Raw genomic sequence first — 16,635 nt, 5'->3', positions numbered from 1 at the left:
ACAGGCCAGAGACAGGCCAGAGACAGGCCTGAATTATTAACCGGATTATTATTTTTACGGCGTCGGCCATGCCGGGCCAGCGTATAGGAAGGAAAAGGCCGCCCATGGCGTAATACTGGTCAGTTAAGATTAGATTTGTAAAGGCTGTCACGGTCAAACGGGGCAGCTTTTTTTCCGGGCGAGCGAGCCGCAGTGCGGGCCAGCGCAGGCCGGTGGCGATCAGGGGCAGGCAATCCGCAGCGCTGAACAGAATGAGTCTGCCAGGAGAGCCCGCAGGACGCGGGCGAAAGGCGGGGCGGCACAGGATGTGCCATCCCCGGCGGTCCGTCAGGCAGGCGAATGAAGTGAAGGAACCGCGCAGCGGCGCGAGGACCGCCAGCCCCTGAGCGGCACCAGACTGCGTTATCACCTGTCGCTTAACTGACTGGCATTACGCCCATGGCGGCCTGAGGTCTCTGGCTTGATGACCGGGATCGGTCAGTCGGCGCGGGTTGTCAGCAGGCTGATAGCCAGCGTCATCACGGGTTCCGGGTTGATTCCGGTAAACATTTGATGAATTTTTTCAGAAATGGCTTCGCCAGTCACCGGCTTATTTTCAGCCACGATTTCCATCACCGCCTGTCCAAATAGCAGGCGACATGCCGCAATAGCATCACTTACCGCTTCATCATCCATAATGCTCTCCCTCTGTATCGGCAGAAGCGTACACGTCTGCGGCAACCGGATCATGCGTAACTCTATTTTTTTGTGGTACAGGTTACAAAAATGAATCAGCTGTAAGGAGCAAATAACGTGGCCCGACGCATTTAATGCCGGGCGCTTAACTGATACTGAAAGAGATTAACAGAGGGTCGTTTAACAAATCAGGTGTGACAGGGTGGATGACAGATATGCGTTCACTCACTCTTTTACCGTGGCATCAGACAATTCAATTTGCAGAGAGAGTAAAATGCCATGCAGCGGGAAATGATTTAGCAGCACTCTCACTGAGAAAATGTCTTAAACAGTACGGTGCGAGAGCAATAAGCGCTTAGATGAGTAACCGCTATAACGATGATCGCGGCAAAGCCTGGATTGTGGTTGCTGCGTGAAGGTGATTTTATGAAGAGTTTTGGGGAAAGAAAGCGGGAAGTAAAAAGCCAACACGATTTTTACATCCGTGTTGGCTATATGTTATGTAATGCGGATTACATATTTTCGATGATCGCGTCACCAAACTCTGAACATTTCAGCAGTTTAGCGCCATCCATCAGGCGTTCGAAATCGTAAGTCACGGTCTTGTTAGCGATAGCGCCTTCAACACCTTTAACAATCAGGTCAGCCGCTTCGAACCACTCCATGTGACGCAGCATCATTTCTGCGGACAGAATAATTGAACCTGGGTTCACTTTATCCTGACCTGCATACTTAGGTGCTGTACCGTGGGTCGCTTCGAACAGCGCACACTCGTCACCGATGTTGGCGCCTGGTGCGATACCAATACCGCCAACCTGCGCTGCCAGAGCGTCAGAGATGTAGTCACCGTTCAGGTTCATACAGGCAATAACGTCATACTCAGCCGGACGCAGCAGGATCTGTTGCAGGAACGCATCAGCAATCACATCTTTAACGATGATCTCTTTGCCGGTGTTCGGGTTTTTGAACTTCATCCACGGGCCGCCGTCGATCAGTTCGCCGCCGAACTCTTCTTTCACTAACTGGTATCCCCAGTCTTTGAAAGAGCCTTCGGTGAACTTCATGATGTTGCCTTTGTGGACCAGGGTCAGTGAATCACGATCGTTAGTGATGGTGTATTCCACTGCCGCGCGCACCAGACGTTTGGTGCCCGCTTCTGAACATGGCTTAACGCCGATACCGCACTGCTCAGGGAAGCGAATTTTCTTCACGCCCATCTCTTCGCGCAGGAACTTGATCACTTTGTCCGCTTCGGCAGAGCCCGCTTTCCACTCGATACCGGCATAGATATCTTCGGAGTTTTCACGGAAGATCACCATGTCGGTCTCTTCAGGACGTTTAACCGGGCTTGGCGTGCCTTTGTAGTAACGTACCGGACGCAGGCAGACGTAGAGGTCAAGCTCCTGACGCAGGGCCACGTTCAGTGAACGAATACCGCCGCCGACCGGGGTGGTCAGTGGGCCTTTAATGGCCACGCGATATTCTTTGATTAAGTCGAGAGTTTCCTGTGGCAGCCAGACATCCTGGCCGTAGAGTTCAACTGACTTCTCACCGGTGTAAATCTCCATCCAGGAGATCTTACGCTCGCCGTTGTAGGCTTTCTTCACCGCCGCATCGACGACTTTCAGCATTACCGGGGAAACATCAACACCGATACCGTCACCCTCAATGTAAGGAATGACCGGATTGTTTGGCACTGTGAGCTTGCCCTGATTCAGGGTGATTTTCTGACCTTCCGCCGGAACAACTACTTTGCTTTCCATTAACCTCTCCTGGGCGTTTGTTAATGATTTGTAAGATGCGCGTCAATACTACTTGAATATTTCCGCCACGCCAATCACCGCAATTTCACGTTATAATGCGCCGAATGTTTCTGACTGCAAAGCCCATGCGAAAAACTTCTCAACGAATTCACCAGGATAAACGATTCAGCCGCCCGACGCGTGATGCGCGGCGTTCCCCTGCCCGCCCTGCGGCTCCGCGCCGCGTGATTCTGTTTAACAAACCGTTCGACGTGTTACCGCAGTTCACCGATGAAGCGGGCCGCCGAACACTGAAGGATTTTGTCAGCGTCGCAGAGGTTTATGCCGCAGGTCGCCTCGATCGCGACAGCGAAGGATTGATGGTGCTGACCAACGACGGCGCGCTGCAGGCTGCGCTGACTCAGCCCGGCAAACGCACAGGTAAGATCTATTATGTGCAGGTGGAAGGCGAGCCACAGGAGACGGATCTGCAGCCTTTGCGGGATGGGGTTAATCTGAAAGATGGGTTGACGCTGCCCGCTGGGGTAGAAAAAGTGGCTGAGCCTGAGTGGCTCTGGCCACGTCAGCCACCTATACGCGAACGTAAAAACATCCCGACGCAGTGGCTGAAAATCACGCTGTATGAAGGCCGTAATCGTCAGGTTCGCCGGATGACCGCCCACATTGGCTTTCCCACATTGCGATTGATCCGGTACGCGATGGGGAGTTATTCGCTCGACGATCTGGCTCCGGGCGCGTGGCGTGAACTCAGCGAAAGTGCGCTCTGAAAACCGGTTTTTTATAACCTCAGGTTAACAATTGCGGAGAAGTGATGTTTAAACCTCATGTTACTGTCGCCTGTCTGGTTCAGGCCGAAGGTGAATTACTGGTGGTGGAAGAGACGATCAACGGTCGCCCCACCTGGAACCAGCCCGCCGGGCATCTTGAAGCGGATGAAACTCTGCTGGAAGCCGCAGAGCGCGAACTCTATGAAGAGACCGGCATCGCCACGCCGATGCACTATTTCATCGCGATAAACCAGTGGATCGCACCCGACAGTACGCCTTTTGTGCGTTTTCTGTTTGGCGTGGATCTGGCGGAAAAAGCGCCAACCCAGCCGCAGGACAGCGACATCGATTGCTGCTGGTGGTTGCCGCCAGCGCAGATTCTCACTGCCTCTAACCTGCGTTCGCCGCTGGTCGCGGAAAGCGTACGCCTGTGGCAACAGGGCACGCGCTACCCGCTACATCTGGTCAGCCCGTTCCGGTGGCCGTTTCACGAGGGTGCGCGCCTGCCTTCTGCATGATAGAATGCGCCGCCTGTTTTTTTATCGTAATGCGAGCGTGTCATGTCTGACAACAGCCAGAAAAAAGTGATCGTCGGTATGTCCGGCGGCGTCGATTCTTCCGTTTCCGCCTGGTTACTGCAACAGCAGGGTTACCAGGTTGAAGGCCTGTTCATGAAGAACTGGGAGGAGGACGATGGCGAGGAGTATTGTACCGCCGCGGACGATCTGGCGGATGCGCAAGCGGTGTGCGACAAGCTGGGTATGAAGCTGCACAAAGTTAACTTTGCCGCTGAATACTGGGATAACGTCTTTGAGCATTTCCTCGAAGAGTACAAAGCGGGCCGCACGCCCAACCCCGATATTCTCTGCAACAAAGAGATCAAATTCAAAGCGTTCCTGGAGTTCGCGGCTGAGGATCTGGGCGCAGATTTTATCGCCACCGGTCACTACGTGCGTCGTCAGGACGTGGCTGGCCAGAGCCAGCTGTTGCGCGGTCTGGATGGCAACAAAGATCAGAGCTACTTCCTCTATACCCTGAGCCACCAGCAGATCGCCCAAAGTCTGTTCCCGGTTGGCGAGCTGGAAAAACCGGAAGTGCGCCGCATTGCCGAACAGCTGGACCTTATCACCGCGAAGAAGAAAGATTCGACCGGTATCTGCTTTATCGGTGAACGCAAATTCCGCGACTTCCTGGCGCGCTATCTCCCGGCTCAGCCTGGCGAAATAGAAACCACCGAAGGCCAGATCGTCGGTGAACATCAGGGGCTGATGTACCATACTCTGGGACAGCGTAAAGGCCTGGGTATTGGCGGCCTGAAAGAGAGCAAAGATGATCCCTGGTATGTGGTCGACAAAGATGTGGCGCGTAACCGCCTGATTGTTGCCCAGGGCGGCGATCATCCGCGTCTGATGTCCGTCGGCCTGATTGCGCAGCAGCTGCACTGGGTTGATCGCCAGCCGATTACCGCCCCGCTTCGCTGCACCGTGAAAACCCGCTATCGTCAGACCGATATTCCCTGTGAGATTATCCCACACGGCGACGATCGGATTGAGGTGCGTTTCGACGAGCCGGTTGCAGCGGTGACGCCGGGTCAGTCTGCGGTGTTTTACCTTGGCGAGGTCTGCCTCGGTGGCGGTATTATCGAACAGCGTCTGCCGTTAGTGGCGGAGTAAGCGGGCTCAGCCCGCATTGATGACGCGTAAACAGGAGTAACCGTGGCGAAAAATTATCAGGAAATTACGCTGGCGCTGGCGGGCATCTGTCAGTCGGCCCATCTGGTGCAGCAGCTGGCTCAGCAGGGTCACTGCCAGCCGGAGGCGCTGACCGTGTCGTTGCGCAGCGTACTGGACCTCAATCCTGGCTCAACGCTGGCGGTGTTTGGCAACAATGAAGCCAACCTGCGCCTCGGACTTGAAACCCTGATGGCGGTGCTGAACAGCAGCAGTCGTCAGGGCGCAGGTGCAGAGCTGACGCGTTACACCCTGAGCATGATGGTGCTGGAGCGCAAGCTCAGCGCCAGTAAAACGGCCATGGCGACGCTGGCCCAGCGCATCACTCAGCTGGATCGCCAGCTGGCGCATTATGAACTGGAGTCAGACACCATTCTCAGCGCGATGGCTGCCATCTATGTGGATGTGATCAGCCCGCTTGGCCCGCGTATTCAGGTCACCGGTTCGCCTGCGGTACTGCAGAATACGCAGGTACAGAGTAAAGTGCGCGCCACCCTGTTAGCCGGTATCCGTGCTGCCGTATTGTGGCAGCAGGTCGGTGGTGGCCGACTGCAACTGATGTTCTCGCGTCAGCGTTTGCTGCGTGAAGCGAAAACCCTCTTATCCCGGCTGCCACTGACTTACTAAGTCGGTGCGGCAAAACACTGCTAAATGATTCAGGAGTTGCACTGATGGAATTATCCTCTCTGACCGCCGTCTCACCTGTCGATGGTCGTTACGGCGATAAAGTCAGCCCGCTGCGTGCGATTTTCAGCGAATTCGGTTTGCTGAAATTCCGCGTTGAGGTTGAAGTTCGCTGGTTACAAAAACTGGCCGCGACCGCAGAGATCAAGGAAGTTCCTGCATTTGATGCCGACGCAAACGCTTTCCTTGATGCGATTGTCGCCGGTTTTTCCGAAGAAGATGCCGCGCGCATCAAAACCATTGAGCGCACCACCAACCACGACGTCAAAGCGGTTGAGTATTTCCTGAAAGAGAAAGTTGCCGACGTCCCTGCCCTGCATGCTGTTTCTGAATTTATCCACTTCGCCTGTACTTCTGAAGATATCAACAACCTGTCGCACGCCCTGATGCTGGAAACAGCCCGTCGTGACGTGATCCTGCCTTACTGGCAGCAGCTGATTACCGCTGTGAAAGATCTTGCCAGCGAATATCGTGACATTCCGCTGCTCTCCCGCACCCACGGCCAGCCGGCTACACCGTCGACGATGGGTAAAGAGATGGCGAACGTCGCTTACCGTCTTGAGCGTCAGTTACGTCAGCTGAAACAGATTGAGGTGCTGGGCAAAATCAACGGCGCTGTAGGGAATTACAACGCCCACATTGCCGCCTATCCCGAAGTGGACTGGCATGCGCTGAGCGAGAACTTCGTCACCTCGCTGGGGATCACCTGGAACCCTTACACCACGCAGATTGAGCCGCACGACTATATTGCCGAAATGTTTGACTGCATCGCCCGCTTTAACACCATCCTGATCGATTTCGATCGCGATATCTGGGGTTATGTGGCGCTGAACCATTTCAAGCAGAAGACCATTGCGGGCGAGATTGGCTCGTCGACCATGCCGCACAAAGTGAACCCAATCGACTTCGAAAACTCCGAAGGCAATCTGGGCCTGGCGAACGCGGTAATGCAGCATCTGGCCAGCAAACTGCCGGTCTCACGCTGGCAGCGCGATCTGACTGACTCCACCGTGCTGCGTAACCTCGGCGTGGGCGTCGGTTATGCGCTGATCGCCTATCAGGCGACGCTGAAAGGCATCTCGAAACTGGAAGTGAACCGCGATCGTCTGCTGGATGAACTGGATCACAACTGGGAAGTGCTGGCAGAACCGATTCAGACGGTAATGCGCCGTTACGGCATTGAGAAGCCTTATGAGAAGCTGAAGGAGCTGACGCGCGGTAAACGCGTCGATGCCGCCGGCATGCAGGCCTTTATCGACAGCCTGGCACTGCCGGAAGAGGAAAAAGTCCGTCTGAAGCAGATGACGCCTGCAAACTATATTGGCCGCGCTATCCAGATGGTTGACGATCTGAAATAATGCCCGCCGCAGACCGGCCCAGTCCGGTCTGCGTTAACATCTTGTTTAATACATTTCGCGTATACTTTCTGCAGGTTGACTCAAACAGAGTGTAAGGAATTTCTATGCGTGTTCTGGTTGTTGAAGACAATGCCCTGCTGCGCCATCATCTCGCCGTCCAGTTACGTGACATGGGCCATCAGGTCGATGCCGCCGAAGACGCCAAAGAAGCTGACTATTTTCTTCGGGAACATCTGCCAGATATCGCGCTGGTGGATCTCGGCCTGCCGGATGAAGATGGTATGTCTCTGATTCGCCGCTGGCGCAGCGATGCTGTGCGCCAGCCGATTCTGGTGCTGACCGCCCGTGAAGGCTGGCAGGCCAAAGTTGAGGCGCTGGAAGCCGGCGCGGATGACTACGTCACCAAACCGTTTCACATTGAAGAAGTCGCGGCACGCCTGCAGGCGCTGATGCGTCGTAACAGCGGACATGCCTCGCAAATCATCGATATGGCCCCGTTTCAGGTTGATCTCTCCCGCCGTGAACTGACGGTCAATGAACAGCCGGTGAAGCTTACGGCCTTTGAGTACACCATTGTTGAAACACTGATCCGTAACGCGGGCAAAGTGGTGAGCAAAGACTCGCTGATGCTGCAGCTGTATCCTGACGCTGAACTGCGTGAAAGCCACACCATCGACGTTCTTATGGGACGTCTGCGCAAAAAAATTCTGGCGTTGCATCCTACTGACGTGATCGCCACCGTGCGTGGCCAGGGCTACCGCTTTGATCTCTGACCATGTCCTGGTTTAATCGTTATCGCCCTATTTCGCTGCGCGCCCGCTTTCTGCTGGCCTCCGCAGCGATCGTCCTCTTCCTCTCACTCTCCTACGGCATGGTGGCGGTGATTGGCTATGTGGTCAGTTTCGATAAAAACACCTATCGCGTAATGCGCGGCGAGAGCAACCTGTTCTTTACGCTGGCGCAATGGCATGACAACAAACTCACCATCGCCCAGCCGGAACGGATGACGCTCAACTTCCCGACGCTGGTGTTTATTTACGATGAGCACGGCAAGCTGTTGTGGCAGCAACGCGACGTGCCGGAGATCCGCAAGAAGATCCGCCGTGAATGGCTGCTGAAGCCTGACTTCTACGAGATTGATACCAGTAACCGTACCAGCATGGTGGCGATGGGCAATAACCTGAATGCTCAGCAACGACTCAACGACTGGGACAATGACAGCAACGATACCTTTACCCACTCGGTCGCCGTTAACCGTTACGATGCCACCACGAATCTGCCCGCACTCACCATTGTGGTGGTCGACTCTATCCCGCAGGAGTTGCAGCATTCTGATGTGGTCTGGTCGTGGTTCAGCTATGTGCTGGCAGCCAACCTGATACTGATCATTCCGTTGCTGTGGCTGGCGGCGCACTGGAGTCTGCGGCCGATTGGCGCGCTGACACAGCAGGTGCGCGAACTGGAGACCAGTCAGCGCGAAAATCTGGCGGATAATCCGCCGCAGGAACTGCGCAGTCTGGTGCGTAACCTCAATCTGTTGCTGACCAATGAGCGGCAACGCTATACCCGCTATCGCACCACGCTTTCAGACCTGACCCACAGCCTGAAAACGCCGCTGGCCGTGTTGCAGAGCACCCTGCGCTCGCTGCGCAACGGCAAGGAACTGACGGTGGAACAGGCTGAGCCGGTGATGCTGGAGCAGATTAGTCGAATCTCGCAGCAGGTCGGTTATTATCTACATCGCGCCAGTATGCAGGCCGATCACAATCCGCTGCAGCGCGATCTGCATTCCGTTTCCGGTCTGCTCGACAAGCTCTGCTCAGCCCTGAATAAAGTCTATCAGCGTAAAGGCGTGGCGATTTCGCTGGATATCTCACCGGAGCTGACCTTTGTTGGCGACCAGAATGACTTTATGGAAGTGCTGGGCAACGTGCTCGATAACGCCTGCAAGTATTGCCTGGAATTTATCGAAATCAGCGCTTTTCAGAGCGAAAATGCACTCCATCTCTATATTGACGATGATGGTCCGGGCATTCCCGAGAGCAAGCGCGATTTAGTGTTTGTCCGGGGTCAGCGCGCCGACACCCTGCGTCCCGGTCAGGGACTGGGTCTGGCGGTGGTGCGCGATATTCTTGAGCAATATGAGGGCAACGTCATCGCCTCCAGTAGCGCACTCGGCGGAACACGCATGGAAGTGGTCTTTCAGCGCCAGGAAGTCGAACATCGCCGCGAGTAGAAAACCCTCAGGGCTGTTATACTTGCTGGCATTTACAGCCCTAAGCGGAACCCTTTTATGGACTATCAGCTCGATATTAACTGGCCCGATTTTATTCAGCGTTACTGGCAGAAACGCCCGGTAGTGCTGAAGCGTGGTTTTAAAAACTTTGTCGATCCTCTTTCACCGGATGAACTGGCCGGTCTGGCGATGGAAAACGAGGTGGATAGCCGCCTGGTCAGCCATCAGGATGGCAAATGGCAGGTCAGCCACGGCCCGTTCGAGAGCTATGATCATCTGGGTGAAAACAACTGGTCGCTGCTGGTACAGGCGGTCAATCACTGGCATGAAGCCTCTGCCGCACTGATGCGCCCTTTCCGTTTCCTGCCTGACTGGCGTGTTGATGACCTGATGGTGTCGTTTGCCGTGCCTGGCGGCGGCGTCGGTCCCCATTTTGATCAGTATGATGTCTTTATTATTCAGGGTGCTGGTCGCCGTCGCTGGCGCGTCGGTGAAAAGGTGCCGCTGAAGCAGCACTGTCCGCATCCGGATCTGCTGCAGGTTGAGCCATTCGACGCCATCATCGATGAAGAGATGGAGCCGGGTGATATTCTCTATATTCCGCCGGGGTTCCCGCATGAAGGCTACTCGCTGGAAAACGCCCTGAACTACTCCGTGGGTTTCCGTGCCCCCAGCGGACGCGAGTTAATCAGCGGCTTTGCGGATTACGCGCTGGCCAATGAGCTGGGCAGCCTGCGCTTCAGCGATCCGGATGTGCCTGCACGTGATTGCCCGTCGCAGATTCTGCCGCAGGAGATTGAAGGCGTACGTCAGTTGATGCTGGATGTGGTCAATCAGCCGGAGCAGTTCGCTCAGTGGTTTGGCGAATTCATTTCCCAGTCACGTCACGAACTCGATGTCGCGCCACCGGAACCGCCTTACCAGCCTGATGAAATTTATGATGCGCTGCAACAGGGCGATACCCTGAGCCGGTTAGGTGGCCTGCGTGTTCTGACGATTGGTGATGCGGTCTATGTCAACGGTGAGCGGGTTGAGTGTTCACATCCCGATGTGATGGCGGTACTGGCGCGCCACTATCGCATCACACTGGACGATCTGGGCGATGCGCTGGATGACCCGTCGGTACTGGCGCAGATCGCCGACCTGGTCAATGCCGGATACTGGTACTTCGGCGACGAATAATCTGAGCTGATACTGAATCAGGCTCTCTTGCCGCTGTGGCAGAGAGCCTTTTTTGTGCCTGCAGGTTAATTCTTCTTCTGCGCCGCCAGTTCTGACAGCCGCACAATCACTTCCACCGATTTCGCCATGATATTCAGCGAAGCAAACTCATGCTTGCCGTGATAGTTATAGCCACCGGTGAAGATATTCGGGCAAGGCAGCCCTTTCCACGACAGCGCCGATCCATCCGTACCGCCGCGAATCGGTTTCACTACCGGCTCAATGCCGCAGTCACGCATCGCCTGTAAAGCCAGTTCGATGATGTGCGGGAACGGCTCAACCTTTTCACGCATGTTGCGATAGCTGTTGGTGATCTCGACGGTGACCGAACAGTCCGGGTGCAGGGTTTTGTTGATCTCTGCGGCAATCTGCAGCAGCGTCTGTTTACGCTGTTCAAAACTCTCCGTTTCGAAGTCACGAATGATATAGAGCATCTCGGCGTGTTCAACGCTGCCTTTGATCTGATGCAGATGATAGAAGCCCTGATAGCCGTCAGTATATTGCGGTTTTTCGCTGGCCGGGACCGCGGCATGAAACTGGTTTGCCAGATCCAGCGCATTGACCATCACCCCTTTGGCGGAGCCAGGGTGCACGTTGTTACCGACGATTTTGACGGTGGCCGAAGCAGCGTTGAAGTTCTCATATTCGAACTCACCCAGATCACTGCCATCAATGGTGTAGGCCCAGTCAGCGGCAAAGCCTTCCACATCAAAGTGAGAAGTGCCGCGACCAATCTCTTCATCGGGCGTAAAGGCAACGCGGATCGCACCGTGCGGCGTATCGCTCGCAGCCAGTTGCGCCATCGCCGTCATGATCTCAGCGATACCCGCTTTATCATCCGCGCCCAGCAGGGTTTTGCCATCGGTAGTAATCAGCGTATGCCCAATCAGCTTGTGCAACACCGGGAACATCACCGGCGAGAGAATTTCGTTGCCGTTACCCAGCGCAATGTCTCCACCGCGATAATTTTCAATGATCTGCGGATTAACATGTTTCGCCGTAAAGTCTGGCGAGGTATCCATGTGAGAGATGAAACCGATGACTGGCGTCGGCCAGTCAACATTGGCAGGCAGTGTGCCCATGACGCAACAGTGATCGCTCAAGGAGACATCGACAAAACCCAGTGCCAGCAACTCCTCCTGCAGCTGACGCGCCAGCGTCCACTGCCCTTCACTGCTGGGCACCTGGCGCGCCTGCGGCTTAGCCTGTGTCTCAACGGCCACATAACTTAAAAAGCGCTCAAGTAACTGTTCCATATCCCATCCTTTAAAAGTGCCATCCGGTATTATTAACAGACCAGCCGGTTACAACGTTGCGTAAAATCATTCGCAGACAGGTTAGCGCTGTCGATAACCTTTGGGAAAGCAATAAGCCCGAAAAAAACGGCTGATTACGAGATTGTTGCGGCAAACCTCGCAATGTTGATAAACACCGGGCGGCTGGAATCAGCATGACGGGCAAAAAACGGCGAGGCGGCCATAGCCGCCCCTGCTTACTTATAAAGCGCGCGCAGCAGCTTATGCACAAACTCCGGCACCACTTCGCTCGCCAGGCCGTAATGCCGCTCGGCAAATTCGTTGCCCACCTGGCTTGGCTCCAGGTTCAGTTCAACAGTATGCGCGCCCTGCAGTTTGGCTTCATGGACGAAACCCGCGGCCGGATAGACATGGCCTGAGGTGCCGATAGCGATAAAGTAATCGGCCTGTTCAAGCGCCTGATAAATCTGCTCCATGCCCAGCGGCATCTCACCAAACCACACTACGTGCGGCCGCAGCGCCGAGGGGAACTGGCAGCAGGTGCAGCGATCGTCCGGCGTGATATCACCGGTCCACTCAATGACCTGACCGCTGGTGACACAGCGCACTTTTAGCAGCTCACCGTGCATATGCAGCACCCGGCTGTTTCCGGCACGTTCATGCAGATTGTCGATGTTTTGCGTGACCAGCAAAAAGTTATCGCCTAATACCTGTTCCAGCTCCGCCAGCGCCAGATGGGCCGCGTTAGGCTGAATCTCTGCCTCCTGCAATTGCTGGCGGCGCGCATTGTAGAAGCGCTGCACCAGCGCGGGATCGCGCTGAAATCCTTCGGGCGTCGCAACATCTTCAACGTGGTGCTCTTCCCACAGGCCGTCAGCGGCGCGGAAGGTCCGGATGCCGGACTCCGCTGAGATGCCTGCGCCGGTCAGCACAACAACATGCGGCTGAGGATGGGCGGCCAGTTCGGCCTGACGATCGCGCTCAAATATGCGCTGGCGAAAGCGCTGATGCACTTTTCTCCGGGTTTTCTTCAGGCGGGCAAGTCGTATGCGGCGACGTGGTGTACGCATAAAATCTCCTGGCGTAGCAGCTGCGGCGAGCCGCTCTAAACAGATTCCGGGTTAACATCACCCGATAGTAACGGTTGCTGAGGGCCGCGCCCAACAGCAAAGGTCTTAAACAGATGCGGCGCGAAAGGATTCGCGCCGCATTTTTTCACTGACCGCTTAATACCCGAGCCGGGTCAATGCGGCTGGCGCGTCTGGCGGGATACCAGCTCGCCAGCAGGCTCAGCAGAATCGCGGTAATCAATACTGAGAACACATCAATCCAGTGCAGTTCCGACGGCAGGAAATCAATGAAGTAGATATCACCCGCCAGCAGATGATGACCGGTAACCGACTCCAGCCCGCGCACCAGTGAGGTCAGATTCAGCGCCACCAGCACGCCCGCGATCACGCCGCTGACGCTGCCCAGCAGGCCTGCCAGCAAACCGTACCAGATGAAGATGGCGCGGATCAGCCGGTCTTTAGCACCGAGGGTACGAAGCACCGCAATGTCACTGCTCTTATCCTTCACCGCCATCACCAGCGTTGAGACAATGTTAAAGCAGGCGACGCCAATCACCAGCACCATCGCCAGATACATGATGGCGCGGATCATCTGAATATCGCGGTACATATAGCCGTAGGTGCCAATCCAGCTCTTGATGTAGACGTAGGAACGGGTCGCTTCACCGGCATCCCGCACCAGTTTGACCGCCTGGAACGGGTCGGTCATCTTCAGGGCGATGCCGGACACGCTGTCACCCATCTCCAGATAGTGCTGTGCATCGGCGAGTGGCACCAGCGCCAGGCTGTGATCGAGCATGCCGCTCAGTTGCAGAATACCGCTGACCTGAAGCCGGATACGTTTAGGCTGAAGCAGTTTGTTATCACCATCGTTGTTGGGGATCATTATGGTGATCCAGTCGCCCTGCTTCACGTTCAGCGATTTAGCAATGCCGCCGCCCAGAATGATCTGCTGCTTACCGGCGGCAAAAGAGGACCAGCCGTTATCTGCCACAAACTGTGGCAGGGCACTGAGACGCGGCTCCTGTGCCGGATCAACGCCCTTTACCTGCAGCGCTTCCAGCCGGGCGCCGCTCTCAATCAGGCCGGTGAAGTTCATATAAGGCGCTGCCGCCGCAATGCCGGGCACCTTTTCAATCGGGGCAATCATCGACTGCCAGTGCTGGAACGGCTGATTGACCGCCTCGATCTCGCCGTGCGGCACCACCGCCAGAATGCGGTTGTTCAGCTCACGCTCAAAACCATTCATGGCGCTCAGACCGATAATCAGCACCGCCACGCCCAGCGCAATACCGATGGTGGAGATCACCGAAATCAGCGACACCATGCCGCCACGACGGCGGCCACGGCTAAAGCGCAGGCCCAGCAACAGGGATAACGACGAACCCATTACACCGCTCCTGCCATGGTGAGCTGATCGCTTAACTGACCATCACGCATCTCCATCTGACGCGTCATGCGTTTTGCCAGCATCAGATCGTGGGTCACCACCAGAAACGCGGTGCCCTGACGCACGTTCAGTTCGCCCAGTAATTCAAAAATGGCGTCGGCGTTGCGTGCATCAAGGTTACCGGTTGGCTCATCCGCCATCACCAGCCGTGGGCGGTTAACCAGCGCACGGGCAATCGCCACGCGCTGGCGTTCGCCGCCTGACAGTTCTGAAGGCCGGTGCGCGGCGCGATGGTCCAGCCCGACCGCGGCCAGCATCTCACGGGCGCGATCCTGTGCTTCCGTTTTAGCCGTTTTGCCAATCAGCAGCGGCATCGCCACGTTCTCCAGCGCGCTGAAGTCCGGCAGCAGATGGTGGAACTGATAGATAAAGCCCAGCTCGCGGTTACGCAGCTCCGCTTTGGCCGACGAGGACATGGCATTCAGTGACTGGCCATCAAACACCACGTCGCCCGATGTCGGTGCATCCAGACCGCCGAGCAGATGCAGCAGCGTACTTTTACCGGAACCGGAGCTGCCGACAATCGCTGTCAGTTCACCGGGCTGGAGGCTGAAAGCCACATTGCGCAGCACATCGGTCTGCACGCTGCCTTCCTGATAGCGTTTGCACAGGTCGCGGCACTGCAACAAAGGAGTGTTACTCATAACGTAAAGCCTCAGCAGGTTGAACGGCGGCAGCGCGCCATGAAGGATAGAGCGTAGACAACAGCGCCACAATCATGGCGCTGAGGGCGATGGTGACCACCTGCCACACATTAATATCAACCGGCAATGCGGCACCATCAAGGAACAGGCCAATCACCGGCATTAAGTTGTTGAGCTGGCTGGCCAGCAAGACACCGAGCAGCGTGCCGAGCAGCGTGCCGATAATACCGGCGCTGGCACCCTGCACCATAAACACCGCCACTATTTGCCGGCGCGTCAGGCCCTGGGTTTGCAGGATCGCCACTTCGCCCTGCTTCTCCATGATCAGCAGGCCTAACGAAGTGATAATGTTAAAGGCAGCCACGGCGATGATCAGGCTCAGCAGCAGGCCCATCATGTTCTTCTCCATACGCACCGCCTGGAAGAGATCGCCTTTGCGCTCACGCCAGTCTTTCCAGACCAGGCCCGCAGGCAGTGTCTGCTGACTCAGACTGTCGACCGACAGCGGTTTATCCAGCCACAGTCGCCAGCCGGTAATATTACCGGCCGGATAGCGCATCACGCGCGACGCATCCTGAAGATTGACCAGAATCTGATAACCATCGACTTCGCTGTTAGCGGCATAGGTGCCCGCTACGGTAAACAGACGCTGACTTGGCACGCGTCCCATCGGGGTGAACTGGCTGACCGACGGCACCATCAGACGCAGTTGATCGCCACGTTTTACGCCAAGCTGGGATGCCAGCTGTTCACCGAGGATGACATTATACTGCCCGGCCTGCAGCACGCTCTGCCGGGTATTGACCAGGAAAGGGGTAAGCGGATCTTTTTCAGCCGGCTCAATGCCCAGCATCACGCCAACGGAGACGCTGTGCGGGCTTTGCAGCACCACATTGGCGGTGGTCAGCGGCGCAATACGGCTGACACCCTGCAGATTCAGCGAAGTGGCGGGTTGCTGTTGTGGATTGAGACTGCCTTTGTCGCTGGTGATCAGCGCCTGAGGCATCAGGCCAAGAATATTGCCTTCGAGTTCACGCTCAAAACCGTTCATCACCGATAACACGGTGACCATCGCCAGCACGCCGAGCGTAATGCCAATCGTTGAGAGCCAGGAGACAAAGCGACCGAAGCGATCCGATGCTCGTCCACGCATATAACGCAGACCGATAAATAGCGCGACAGGTTGATACATGGAATCCAGTAAGCCGTTGCCTGAAAATAGGTAGTGGGATGATAAAGGAGCGGCTGGCTTTATGAAACCTCTAACCCTCTGAGTCGGCAGCAAAGTTGCATCCGGATGCGTCACATTCCGCGCCAAAGCAGCGGAATAGCCGATAAAGCCACCGCTTATTGGCTGATTATTCAGCGTCCAGGGGGGTAGACTACAATCAGTACCATGATCACGGGTGATTTATTGCCGGGCAGTATGAGGTAGCGACCATGTTGAAATTTCCCAAAGGCAGCATCGTTAAACATAAATCCGGGGAGATCAGAGGCGAAATCATCAACGTCTTTGAGCAGGGAAACGCACCAGCCGGCTACTACGTAAAGTGGGACGACGGTAACCTTAGCTATCATCCTGAGCAGGAGTTATCCTGGGCGAATATCGACCGCCCACGCATGCATTACACACAGCAATCCATAAAATAAAATGCCCGTTTAACCCCGTCGCTGCATGGCGACGGCGGTTTTTTCTGATCCCTTGCCAGACTCCGTCTATCCTCTCTTTATCCGCACGATTACCGCTGACGCCCGGTAATGGCTGACCGATCCCCTGGTTC

Annotated in this window: 16 protein-coding genes; 9 read left to right on the top strand and 7 right to left on the bottom strand. The window is 55.9% G+C overall.

Features of this window, described 5'->3' with window-relative positions:
* Positions 1–477: 477 nt before the first annotated feature.
* Entirely contained in the window at positions 478–675 is a 198-nt protein-coding gene (locus ACMGGP_RS06540; protein WP_010246253.1) for a hypothetical protein, read from the bottom strand.
* Between the two features lie 512 nt (positions 676–1,187).
* Positions 1,188–2,438: an NADP-dependent isocitrate dehydrogenase gene (gene icd, locus ACMGGP_RS06535; protein ID WP_010246256.1), complete on the bottom strand. Its 1,251-nt coding sequence runs from the start codon at positions 2,436–2,438 to the stop codon at positions 1,188–1,190.
* 125 nt (positions 2,439–2,563) lie between these two features.
* Between icd and rluE the strand changes: the two genes are divergently transcribed.
* The 8 genes from rluE to ACMGGP_RS06495 all read left to right on the top strand — a co-directional run bounded on the left by rluE (position 2,564) and on the right by ACMGGP_RS06495 (position 10,395).
* Entirely contained in the window at positions 2,564–3,205 is a 642-nt protein-coding gene (gene rluE, locus ACMGGP_RS06530) for a 23S rRNA pseudouridine(2457) synthase RluE (RefSeq protein WP_498798282.1), read from the top strand.
* 44 nt (positions 3,206–3,249) lie between these two features.
* Positions 3,250–3,723 carry an NUDIX domain-containing protein gene (locus ACMGGP_RS06525; RefSeq protein ID WP_010246262.1) on the top strand — a complete coding sequence of 158 codons (474 nt, stop codon included), beginning with the start codon at positions 3,250–3,252 and terminating at the stop codon, positions 3,721–3,723.
* Positions 3,724–3,765: 42 nt separating this feature from the next.
* Positions 3,766–4,878 (top strand): tRNA 2-thiouridine(34) synthase MnmA, encoded by a 1,113-nt coding sequence (gene mnmA / locus ACMGGP_RS06520; protein ID WP_010669869.1) that lies wholly within the window; start codon positions 3,766–3,768, stop codon positions 4,876–4,878.
* A gap of 42 nt (positions 4,879–4,920) precedes the next feature.
* Positions 4,921–5,562, top strand: a complete 642-nt coding sequence (hflD, locus tag ACMGGP_RS06515) for a high frequency lysogenization protein HflD (RefSeq protein ID WP_010246266.1) — start codon at positions 4,921–4,923, stop codon at positions 5,560–5,562.
* 44 nt (positions 5,563–5,606) lie between these two features.
* Positions 5,607–6,977, top strand: a complete 1,371-nt coding sequence (gene purB, locus ACMGGP_RS06510; protein WP_010246268.1) for an adenylosuccinate lyase — start codon at positions 5,607–5,609, stop codon at positions 6,975–6,977.
* Positions 6,978–7,081: 104 nt separating this feature from the next.
* Positions 7,082–7,750, top strand: a complete 669-nt coding sequence (gene phoP, locus ACMGGP_RS06505) for a two-component system response regulator PhoP (protein WP_010246270.1) — start codon at positions 7,082–7,084, stop codon at positions 7,748–7,750.
* A gap of 2 nt (positions 7,751–7,752) precedes the next feature.
* Positions 7,753–9,213, top strand: a complete 1,461-nt coding sequence (gene phoQ, locus ACMGGP_RS06500; protein WP_010669868.1) for a two-component system sensor histidine kinase PhoQ — start codon at positions 7,753–7,755, stop codon at positions 9,211–9,213.
* Positions 9,214–9,270: 57 nt separating this feature from the next.
* Entirely contained in the window at positions 9,271–10,395 is a 1,125-nt protein-coding gene (locus tag ACMGGP_RS06495; protein WP_010246274.1) for a ribosomal protein uL16 3-hydroxylase, read from the top strand.
* A gap of 65 nt (positions 10,396–10,460) precedes the next feature.
* On the opposite strand, the gene pepT is transcribed toward ACMGGP_RS06495, so the two are convergent.
* The 5 genes from pepT to lolC all read right to left on the bottom strand — a co-directional run bounded on the left by pepT (position 10,461) and on the right by lolC (position 16,046).
* On the bottom strand, positions 10,461–11,690 hold the full coding sequence (pepT, locus tag ACMGGP_RS06490; RefSeq protein WP_010246276.1) for a peptidase T: 1,230 nt from the start codon (positions 11,688–11,690) through the stop codon (positions 10,461–10,463).
* 236 nt (positions 11,691–11,926) lie between these two features.
* Positions 11,927–12,760: a Sir2 family NAD+-dependent deacetylase gene (gene cobB, locus ACMGGP_RS06485; RefSeq protein WP_010246278.1), complete on the bottom strand. Its 834-nt coding sequence runs from the start codon at positions 12,758–12,760 to the stop codon at positions 11,927–11,929.
* A 145-nt stretch (positions 12,761–12,905) separates the two neighbouring features.
* Positions 12,906–14,150, bottom strand: coding sequence for a lipoprotein-releasing ABC transporter permease subunit LolE (gene lolE, locus ACMGGP_RS06480; protein ID WP_498798281.1), 1,245 nt, complete (start codon positions 14,148–14,150; stop codon positions 12,906–12,908).
* Positions 14,150–14,854: a lipoprotein-releasing ABC transporter ATP-binding protein LolD gene (gene lolD / locus ACMGGP_RS06475; protein ID WP_010246282.1), complete on the bottom strand. Its 705-nt coding sequence runs from the start codon at positions 14,852–14,854 to the stop codon at positions 14,150–14,152. The genes lolE and lolD overlap by 1 nt, the downstream gene beginning before the upstream one ends.
* On the bottom strand, positions 14,847–16,046 hold the full coding sequence (gene lolC / locus ACMGGP_RS06470; protein ID WP_010246284.1) for a lipoprotein-releasing ABC transporter permease subunit LolC: 1,200 nt from the start codon (positions 16,044–16,046) through the stop codon (positions 14,847–14,849). Before lolC ends, lolD begins: the two co-directional genes overlap by 8 nt.
* 248 nt (positions 16,047–16,294) lie before the next feature.
* On the opposite strand from lolC, the gene ACMGGP_RS06465 reads away from it, so the two are divergent.
* Positions 16,295–16,504: a hypothetical protein gene (locus tag ACMGGP_RS06465; RefSeq protein ID WP_003849845.1), complete on the top strand. Its 210-nt coding sequence runs from the start codon at positions 16,295–16,297 to the stop codon at positions 16,502–16,504.
* Positions 16,505–16,635 lie beyond the last annotated feature (131 nt).

It is taken from the genome of Curtobacterium sp. BNK-1 (assembly GCF_048685235.1).
Taxonomy (GTDB): domain Bacteria; phylum Pseudomonadota; class Gammaproteobacteria; order Enterobacterales; family Enterobacteriaceae; genus Pantoea; species Pantoea agglomerans.
Note: the sequence above shows the minus strand (reverse complement) of the source record. Positions and strands in the feature narration are given on the sequence as shown.

Coding starts and splice junctions, on each gene's coding strand:
- icd (WP_010246256.1), bottom strand. CDS start 2,438: ATGGAAAGCAAAGTAGTTGTTCCGGCGGAAGGTCAGAAAATCACCCTG.
- rluE (WP_498798282.1), top strand. CDS start 2,564: ATGCGAAAAACTTCTCAACGAATTCACCAGGATAAACGATTCAGCCGC.
- ACMGGP_RS06540 (WP_010246253.1), bottom strand. CDS start 675: ATGGATGATGAAGCGGTAAGTGATGCTATTGCGGCATGTCGCCTGCTA.
- phoP (WP_010246270.1), top strand. CDS start 7,082: ATGCGTGTTCTGGTTGTTGAAGACAATGCCCTGCTGCGCCATCATCTC.
- lolD (WP_010246282.1), bottom strand. CDS start 14,854: ATGAGTAACACTCCTTTGTTGCAGTGCCGCGACCTGTGCAAACGCTAT.
- purB (WP_010246268.1), top strand. CDS start 5,607: ATGGAATTATCCTCTCTGACCGCCGTCTCACCTGTCGATGGTCGTTAC.
- ACMGGP_RS06525 (WP_010246262.1), top strand. CDS start 3,250: ATGTTTAAACCTCATGTTACTGTCGCCTGTCTGGTTCAGGCCGAAGGT.
- cobB (WP_010246278.1), bottom strand. CDS start 12,760: ATGCGTACACCACGTCGCCGCATACGACTTGCCCGCCTGAAGAAAACC.
- mnmA (WP_010669869.1), top strand. CDS start 3,766: ATGTCTGACAACAGCCAGAAAAAAGTGATCGTCGGTATGTCCGGCGGC.
- phoQ (WP_010669868.1), top strand. CDS start 7,753: ATGTCCTGGTTTAATCGTTATCGCCCTATTTCGCTGCGCGCCCGCTTT.
- lolE (WP_498798281.1), bottom strand. CDS start 14,150: ATGGGTTCGTCGTTATCCCTGTTGCTGGGCCTGCGCTTTAGCCGTGGC.
- ACMGGP_RS06495 (WP_010246274.1), top strand. CDS start 9,271: ATGGACTATCAGCTCGATATTAACTGGCCCGATTTTATTCAGCGTTAC.
- pepT (WP_010246276.1), bottom strand. CDS start 11,690: ATGGAACAGTTACTTGAGCGCTTTTTAAGTTATGTGGCCGTTGAGACA.
- lolC (WP_010246284.1), bottom strand. CDS start 16,046: ATGTATCAACCTGTCGCGCTATTTATCGGTCTGCGTTATATGCGTGGA.
- ACMGGP_RS06465 (WP_003849845.1), top strand. CDS start 16,295: ATGTTGAAATTTCCCAAAGGCAGCATCGTTAAACATAAATCCGGGGAG.